General features: G+C 66.4%; 6 protein-coding genes. 5 read left to right on the top strand and 1 reads right to left on the bottom strand.

The genetic code is table 11. The features are described 5' to 3' along the window. Positions 1-313 precede the first annotated feature (313 nt). The 5 genes from R1H25_RS18340 (at position 314) to R1H25_RS18320 (ending at position 5,764) form a co-directional block, all read left to right on the top strand. Positions 314-2,584 (top strand): methyl-accepting chemotaxis protein, encoded by a 2,271-nt coding sequence (locus R1H25_RS18340; RefSeq protein ID WP_317224289.1) that lies wholly within the window; start codon positions 314-316, stop codon positions 2,582-2,584. A 52-nt stretch (positions 2,585-2,636) separates the two neighbouring features. Continuing rightward, positions 2,637-3,491, top strand: a complete 855-nt coding sequence (locus tag R1H25_RS18335) for a CheR family methyltransferase (protein WP_032129842.1) — start codon at positions 2,637-2,639, stop codon at positions 3,489-3,491. Then, on the top strand, positions 3,488-4,084 hold the full coding sequence (gene cheD / locus R1H25_RS18330) for a chemoreceptor glutamine deamidase CheD (protein WP_008264676.1): 597 nt from the start codon (positions 3,488-3,490) through the stop codon (positions 4,082-4,084). The genes R1H25_RS18335 and cheD overlap by 4 nt, the downstream gene beginning before the upstream one ends. After that, on the top strand, positions 4,081-5,154 hold the full coding sequence (locus R1H25_RS18325; RefSeq protein WP_317224288.1) for a chemotaxis response regulator protein-glutamate methylesterase: 1,074 nt from the start codon (positions 4,081-4,083) through the stop codon (positions 5,152-5,154). Before cheD ends, R1H25_RS18325 begins: the two co-directional genes overlap by 4 nt. Before the next feature lie 238 nt (positions 5,155-5,392). Further along, positions 5,393-5,764, top strand: coding sequence for a hypothetical protein (locus R1H25_RS18320; protein ID WP_152906644.1), 372 nt, complete (start codon positions 5,393-5,395; stop codon positions 5,762-5,764). A gap of 84 nt (positions 5,765-5,848) precedes the next feature. On the opposite strand, the gene acnB is transcribed toward R1H25_RS18320, so the two are convergent. Then, positions 5,849-8,440: a bifunctional aconitate hydratase 2/2-methylisocitrate dehydratase gene (acnB, locus tag R1H25_RS18315; RefSeq protein ID WP_154348997.1), complete on the bottom strand. Its 2,592-nt coding sequence runs from the start codon at positions 8,438-8,440 to the stop codon at positions 5,849-5,851. Positions 8,441-8,451: the final 11 nt, after the last annotated feature.

Genomic DNA, 8,451 nt, shown 5'->3' with positions numbered 1-8,451 from the left:
GCATGGATGCCGCGGCCAAGCCCCCAGGGACGGGTTTACGGCGTCCCCCGCCAACCCATCCTGGCCCGGCCCTTCTCGCAACCCCTGACCACCGACCAAGCGCCGTTGCTGTTGCTGTTGCTGTTGCTGTTGCTGTTGCTTCAAAACCAGCCCGCCGCAGGCAGCGCCGCAGCCGCCGCTGCAAGGAAACCTGAATACGTTCGAACACCTCACCTCAATCCCCCGCCCCAGCGGCCGATAACGGGGTTGTCACGGCTTGTCTCGCCGCTGACCGGCTCGGCGCCGCCCGCCCGCTTCGACCTGGTCCTGCTCGATGAATCTCCTGCATCGCTGGCAACACTACTTCAGCAATCTCTCCGTCCGGCGCAAGCTCAACCTGCTGACGCTGCTCATCGCGCTCGGCGTGATCGCGCTCTCGGTGATCGCCGCCCGCATGCAGTACCTCGACCTGACCGAGACCCGCAAGACCGCGCTGAAGACCCAGGTCGAACTCAGCTACGGCATCCTCCAGCATTACCACCGGCTGGCGGGTACCGGCGAGCTCAGCGAGGACGCTGCCAAGAGCGCCGCATTGCAGGCGCTGGAAGTGATGCGCGCCGAGAACGATGCCTACTACTTCAACATCTACGACACCGGCTACCGCCTGCTGATGCACCCGTTCCGCAAGGACCTGGTCGGCAAGGACATGAAGGACTTCCGCACCGACGACGGCGTGCGCATCTACTACGACCAGGTCGAAGCGGCCAAGGCCGGTGGCGGCTTCGTCAACTACCGCTGGGCCAAGCCCGGCAGCAAAGGCGAGGTCGAGAAGGTGGCCTACGCCGGCCTGTTCGCGCCCTGGAACTGGGTGGTCAGCAGTGGCGTCTACATGGACGACGTGCAGAAGCAGGCGCTGGTGTTCACCGCCATCATGGCCGTCTCCGGTGGCGTACTGGTACTGATCGTGCTGGCGCTGAGCTGGCTCATCGGCAACCGCATCGCCGTGCCGCTGAAGCAGGCAACGGCCGTGGCCGAGGGTATCGCCCGCGGCAAGCTGGACAGCCACATCGGCCCGCAGCCGCATGACGAAACCGGCCGCCTGCTGGACGCCATGTCCGCCATGCAGCTGCAGTTGCACGCAGTAATCAGCGGCCAGCGCGAAATGGCGCGCCGCCACGACGGCGGCGAACTGAGCTACCGCATCGACGCCAGCGCCTTCCCCGGCGAGTACGGGCTGATGGTGCAGGAAACCAATGCCCTGGTGGGCGGCCATGTGCAGACCCTGCACGACGTGCTGGACGTGGTGCAGCAGTATGCGGTCGGCGATCTGAGCCGCGACATCGCGCGCTACCCCGGCGAGAAGGCGGCGATGACCACCACCGTCGACACGGTCAAGGCCAACCTCGGCCGCATCAACGCCGAGATCAAGCAGCTGGCCCGCGCCGCCGCCGCTGGCGACTTCAGCCAGCGAGGTGATGCGCAGCGCTTCGATCACGATTTCCGCCTGATGCTGGAAAACCTCAACGCCATGATGGCGGTCAGCGATGACAACCTCGGCAAGCTCTCGCAGCTGCTGTCGGCCATCGCCGAAGGCGACCTGACCGCGCGCATGCACGGCGACTACCAGGGTGTGTTCGCGCGCATGCGCGACGACGCCAATACGACCGTCACGCAGCTGACCCGGATCGTCGGCCAGATCCAGGCCAGCGCTTCCAGCATCACCCTGGCCGCCGGTGAGATTGCTTCAGGCAACAGTGACCTGTCGCGCCGTACCGAGCAGCAGGCCGCCAACCTGGAAGAAACCGCCGCATCGATGGAGGAACTGACCTCCACCGTGCGCCAGAACGCCGAACACGCACGCCAGGCCAACCAGCTGGCCATCGGCGCGCAGGGTGTGGCCTCCCAGGGCGGCAGCGTCGTCGGCCAGGTGGTCACCACCATGTCGGCCATCGAAGCCTCGTCGAAGAAGATCGCCGAGATCATCAGTGTCATCGACGGCATCGCCTTCCAGACCAATATCCTGGCGCTGAACGCCGCGGTGGAAGCTGCCCGTGCCGGCGAACAGGGCCGCGGCTTCGCCGTGGTCGCCAGCGAGGTGCGTACCCTCGCCCAGCGCTCGGCCGCCGCGGCCAAGGAGATCAAGGGCCTGATCGATGATTCGGTCGGCAAGGTCGCCGAAGGCTCCAGCCTGGTCCACCAGGCCGGCAGCACCATGGGCGAGATCGTCGCTTCAGTGCAGCGCGTGACCGACATCATGGCCGAGATCTCCGCCGCCTCGCAGGAACAGTCCGCCGGCATCGAGCAGGTCAACCAGACCGTGGTGCAGATGGACGAAACCACCCAGCAGAACGCCGCACTGGTGGAAGAAGCCACCGCCGCCGCACGTGCGATGGAAGAACAGGCTGGTCAGCTGGCCGACGCCGTGGCGATCTTCCGCCTCGACAACCAGGTCTCGGCCGCCGTGAAGGCCGTGGCCGCTCGCGTGGAACCGGCCCGTGTCACCACCGTGGCACGCCCACAGCCGACCAGTGCCCCCGCTCCGGTCCGCCGCAGCAGCAACGCCAGCACCTTCGTCGCCAGCGACAGCGACTGGCAGGAATTCTGAGACCCACCCGCGGTGGCTTCGGCCGCCGCCTCTGCCGACGGACACGTCCCCCGTGCAAAGTCCTACTCCCATCGTCACCGGCCCGCGCGAATTCGAGTTCGCCGACCGTGATTTCCGCCGCGTCTGCGACCTGATCTACCAGCGCGTGGGCATCGCCCTCGCCCCGGCCAAGCGCGACATGGTCTATGGCCGCCTGTCGCGCCGCCTGCGCACGCTGGGCATGCGCAGCTTCCAGCAGTATCTGGACCATCTGGAGCAGGAAGATGGTGACGAGTGGCAGGCGTTCACCAACGCCCTGACCACCAACCTGACCTCGTTCTTCCGCGAACCGCATCACTTCGACAAGCTGCGCGAGGAGCTGCAGCAGCGCTCCAGCCGCACGCCGCTGCTGCTGTGGTCGTGCGCGGCGTCCACCGGCGAAGAGCCCTACTCGATGGCGATCACCGCCTGCGAGGCCTTCGGCACCCTGAAACCGCCGGTACGCATCATCGCCACCGACGTCGATACCCAGGTGCTGGCCACCGCCGGTCGTGGCGTTTACAACATCGATCGCGTCACCAGCCTCGATCCGGACCTGCGCCGCCGCTACTTCCAGCGCGGCAGCGGCCCCAACGAGGGTCAGTGCCGCGTGCTGCCGGCGCTGCGCGAGCTGATCGAGTTCCGCCCGCTGAACCTGCTCGCCCCGCGCTACGACGTCGGCGGACCATTCGACGCGCTGTTCTGCCGCAACGTGATGATCTACTTCGACAAGCCGACCCAGCGTGCCATCCTCGGTCGTCTGGTCCAGCACCTGTCCGATGATGGCCTGCTCTATACCGGGCACTCGGAGAATTACCTGCACGCCGCCGACCTGATCCAGCCCTGCGGCCGCACCCTGTACCGCCGTGCGGCAAAGGCCGGTGCATGAACGCCTCACTGCGTACCGATGATGTGATGCGCTACCAGGATGCGCGCTTCAAGACCATCGCCGCCAAGCTGCTGCCGACCCAGTACCTGGTGGTGGACGACACCACCGCGCTGACCACAACGCTGGGTTCCTGCGTGGCCGCCTGCCTGCGCGACCCGGTGCTGAAAATCGGTGGCATGAACCATTTCCTGCTGCCCGAAGGCAACGCCGGCGACGGCGCACCCGCGCGCTATGGCAGCTATGCGATGGAACTGCTGATCAACGACATGCTCAAGCGCGGCGCACACCGCAAGCGCATCGAGGCCAAGGTGTTCGGCGGCGCCAACGTGCTCAAGGGATTCACCAGCAATCCGGTCGGCACCCGTAACGCCGAGTTCGTGCGCCAGTACCTCCAGGCCGAGCACATTCCGATCATCGCCGAGGATCTGTGCGGCATCCATCCGCGCAAAATCTGGTTCTTCGCCGATACCGGCCGCGTGGTCGTGCAGCGCCTGCCGCATGCACACGAAGCCGAAGTCGCCGCGACCGAATCGGCCGTGCGTGCGCGCCTGTCCAAGGCCCCTGTCACCGGCGGCGTGGAGCTGTTCGAATGACCTTGACCGGCAACGCCCCCTGCCGGGTCCTGATCGTCGACGACTCCGCCGTCGTGCGGCAGATGCTCACGGAAATCCTGTCCAGCGATCCGGCCATCGACGTGGTCGGCACCGCCGCCGACCCGCTGCTGGCGCGCGAGAAGATCAAGCGCCTGGCCCCGGACGTGATCACCCTGGACGTGGAAATGCCGCGCATGGACGGGCTGGCGTTCCTGGAAAACCTGATGCGCCTGCATCCGCTGCCGGTGGTGATGATCTCCTCGCTGACCGAGCGCGGTGCCGACACCACCCTGCAGGCACTGGCGCTGGGCGCGGTGGATTTCGTCTCCAAGCCGAAGCTGGACGTCGCGCGCGGCCTGCAGGCCTACGCCGACGAGATCATCGCCAAGGTCAAGATGGCAGCGCGCTCGCGGGTACGTCCGCTGGTGCGCGCTGCGGTCCCGAAGCTCACACTGGACGCAGCTCCTTCGATGCGCCCTGCCTCACCGCAGTTCCGCACCACCGACCGCCTGATCGCGATCGGCTCGTCAGCCGGCGGCACCGAAGCGCTGCGCGTGGTGTTGGAAGGCATGCCCGCCGATGGCCCAGCCGTGGTGATGACCCAGCACCTGCCGGCCAGCTTCAGCAGTGCCTTCGCCGAACGCCTGGACCGCCACTCGGCCATGGCCGTGCGCGAGGCCAGCGACGGCGAAGCGGTGCTGCCTGGCCACGCCTACCTACCGCCGGGCGGCAAGCACCTGCGGATCATCCGTGACGGTGCACGCTGGCGCTGCCGCGTCGACGACGGCCCAGCGGTGAACCGGCACAAGCCTGCGGTGGACGTGCTGTTCCGCTCGGTCGCGCAGAACGCCGGCGGCAATGCCATTGGCGCCATCCTCACGGGCATGGGCGACGACGGCGCACGCGGCCTGCTGGAAATGCGTCGCGCCGGCGCACCGACGCTGGTGCAGGACGAGGCCACCAGCGTGGTCTGGGGCATGCCCGGTGCAGCGTTCAAGCTCGGCGCCGCCGAGGAACAGGTCCCGCTGGAACGGATTGCCGAGCGATTGCTGGCGCTCGCCCGCGGCTGATTGCGCGCCGCGGCTCAAGGACTCCGCGGGCAGTAGATCCACGCCATGCGTGGATGCCTTTGTAGAGTCGAGCCGCGCTCGACTCATCGCGCATCGCACGAACAGCAGCCAAGCATGGACTCGGCGCTACAGGCCATCAGGCAACAAGAAAAGGTGCCGGCTTTCATCGGGGTTCTTCGTTTCAACGCGCTACCCGCATGTGTGCTTTGATAGCGGTATTGCACAAGGAATGCTGCACATGATCAAAGGCATATGGAAGGCCGCCCTGGCGGCCGTACTGCTTTCATTGCCACTGGCACCCGCCAGCGCCAGTGGCGATCTGTTCTACTTCGAGGCCAAGCAGGGTGATGCGTTCTTCATGCTGATGCTGGTGGGTCGCGAAGACCCCGGCGCGGTAAGCGTCAGCTGGAAAGGCGCGTTGATCCCGCCGTATCCCAACGTGCATCGCCGCTACTACATCGAGTTCAACCGTGCAAAGCGCCAGGCCTACGTGCGTCCACTTGACCGTGATGGATTGCCCTGGTTCGAGATGGATGTCTCCGGTAAGCGCGGCTACGTGCTGATCGGCGGCCGTCGGTTGCAGGGCAACGCAGACTGGACCGTGCAATAGCGGATGCAGCAGACAAAAACCCCCGGCTTTCACCGGGGGTTCTTCGTTTCAACGGGATGCCGGCCAGCGGCCGGCACTACCGCATCAGGCAGCGACCGTCTTGGCCACGTCCTGGTATTCCTCGATCTGGTCGAAGTTCATGTAGCGGTAGATCTCCGCGCCGCTGGCGGCGATCACGCCCACATCGGCCATGTACTCTTCCTTGGTCGGGATGCGGCCCAGACGCGAGCAGATCGCGGCCAGTTCAGCCGAACCCAGGTACACGTTGGTGTTGCGGCCCAGACGGTTCGGGAAGTTGCGGGTCGAGGTCGACATCGCGGTGGAGCCTTCACGGATCTGCGCCTGGTTGCCCATGCACAGCGAGCAGCCCGGCATTTCCATGCGTGCACCGGTGGCGCCGAAGGTGCCGTACACACCTTCCTTGGTCAGCTCCGAGGCGTCCATCTTGGTCGGCGGGGCCACCCACAGGCGGGTCGGCAGGTCACGCTTGCCTTCCAGCAGCTTGGCCGCCGCACGGAAGTGACCGATGTTGGTCATGCACGAACCGATGAACACTTCGTCGATCTTGGCGCCGGCCACCTCGGACAGGGTCTTCACGTCGTCCGGGTCGTTCGGGCAGGCCACGATCGGCTCGTGGATGTCGGCCAGGTCGATCTCGATGACGGCGGCGTACTCGGCGTCGGCATCCGGCTCCAGCAGCTGCGGGTTGGCCAGCCACGCTTCCATCTTCTCGATGCGACGCTGCAGCGAGCGTGGATCCTGGTAACCCTCGGCAATCATCCACTTCAGCAGGGTGATGTTGCTGGTCAGGTACTCGATGATCGGTTCCTTGTTCAGGCGCACCGAGCAGCCGGCCGCCGAACGCTCGGCCGAGGCATCGGACAGTTCGAAGGCCTGTTCGACCTTCAGTTCCGGCAGGCCTTCGATTTCCAGGATGCGGCCGGAGAAGATGTTCTTCTTGCCAGCCTTGGCCACGGTCAGCAGGCCCGACTTGATCGCGTACAGCGGGATCGCGTTGACCAGGTCACGCAGGGTCACGCCCGGCTGCATCTTGCCCTTGAAGCGCACCAGCACCGACTCCGGCATGTCCAGCGGCATCACGCCGGTGGCAGCAGCGAAGGCGACCAGGCCCGAACCGGCCGGGAACGAAATACCCACCGGGAAACGGGTGTGCGAGTCACCACCGGTACCGACGGTGTCCGGCAGCAGCATGCGGTTGAGCCAGCTGTGGATCACGCCGTCGCCCGGGCGCAGCGAGACGCCGCCACGGGTGGAGATGAACTCCGGCAGGGTGTGGTGGGTCTTCACGTCCACCGGCTTCGGGTAAGCGGCGGTGTGGCAGAACGACTGCATCACCAGGTCGGCCGAGAATCCCAGGCAGGCCAGGTCCTTCAGCTCGTCACGGGTCATCGGGCCGGTGGTGTCCTGCGAGCCGACCGAGGTCATCTTCGGTTCGCAGTAGGTGCCCGGGCGCATGCCCTGGCCTTCCGGCAGGCCACAGGCGCGGCCGACCATCTTCTGCGCCAGCGAGAAGCCCTTGCCGGTGTCGACCGGCTGCACCGGCAGGCGGAACAGATCGGTCGGGGCCAGGCCCAGCGCTTCGCGCGCCTTGCCAGTCAGGCCACGGCCGATGATCAGCGGAATGCGGCCACCGGCACGCACTTCGTCGAACAGCACTTCGGACTTGACCTGGAACTCGGCGATCACTTCACCGTTCTTCAGCGCCTTGCCTTCGTACGGACGCAGCTCGACCACATCGCCGTGCTCCATCTTCGACACGTCCAGCTCGATCGGCAGTGCGCCGGCATCTTCCATGGTGTTGTAGAAGATCGGGGCGATCTTCGAACCCAGGCAGACGCCACCGGCGCGCTTGTTCGGGATGAACGGAATGTCATCACCGGTCCACCACAGCACGCTGTTGGTGGCCGACTTGCGCGAGGAGCCGGTACCGACCACGTCGCCGACATAGGCGACCAGGTGGCCCTTGTCCTTCAGCGACAGGATCTGCTGGATCGGGCCGCGCTTGCCGTCTTCTTCCGGGGTGAACGGCGCATCGTCGCGCTTGTTCTTCAGCATCGCCAGGGCGTGCATCGGAATGTCCGGACGGGTGGTCGCGTCCGGCGCCGGCGACAGGTCGTCGGTGTTGGTCTCACCCGGCACCTTGAACACGGTGACGGTCAGGCTCTGCGGCACTTCCGGGTTGCTGGTGAACCACTCGGCATCGGCCCAGCTCTGCAGCACGGCCTGGGCGTTGGCGTTGCCGGCCTTGGCCTTTTCCTGCACGTCATGGAAGGCATCGAACACCAGCAGGGTCTTCTTCAGACCGTTGGCGGCGATGGTGCCGACGCTGGCGTCGTCCAGCAGCTGCACCAGCGGCGCGACGTTGTAACCGCCCAGCATGGTGCCCAGCAGTTCGGTGGCGCGCTCGCGGCTGATCAGCGGGTTCTGCTCGCTGCCCAGGGCGATCGCGGCCAGGTAGGAGGCCTTGACCTTGGCCGCGTCATCGACGCCGGCCGGCACGCGATGGGTCAGCAGGTCGAGCAGGAACTCGGCCTCGCCCTGCGGCGGGTTCTTCAGCAGTTCGATGACATCGGCCGTCTGCTGCGCGCTCAGCGGCAGCGGCGGGATGCCAAGCGCAGCGCGCTCGGCGACGTGGTGGCGGTAGGCTTCCAACATGACAACTCCCG

The organism is Stenotrophomonas veracruzanensis (assembly GCF_032911525.1).
GTDB lineage: Bacteria > Pseudomonadota > Gammaproteobacteria > Xanthomonadales > Xanthomonadaceae > Stenotrophomonas > Stenotrophomonas africana.
Note: the sequence above shows the minus strand (reverse complement) of the source record. Positions and strands in the feature narration are given on the sequence as shown.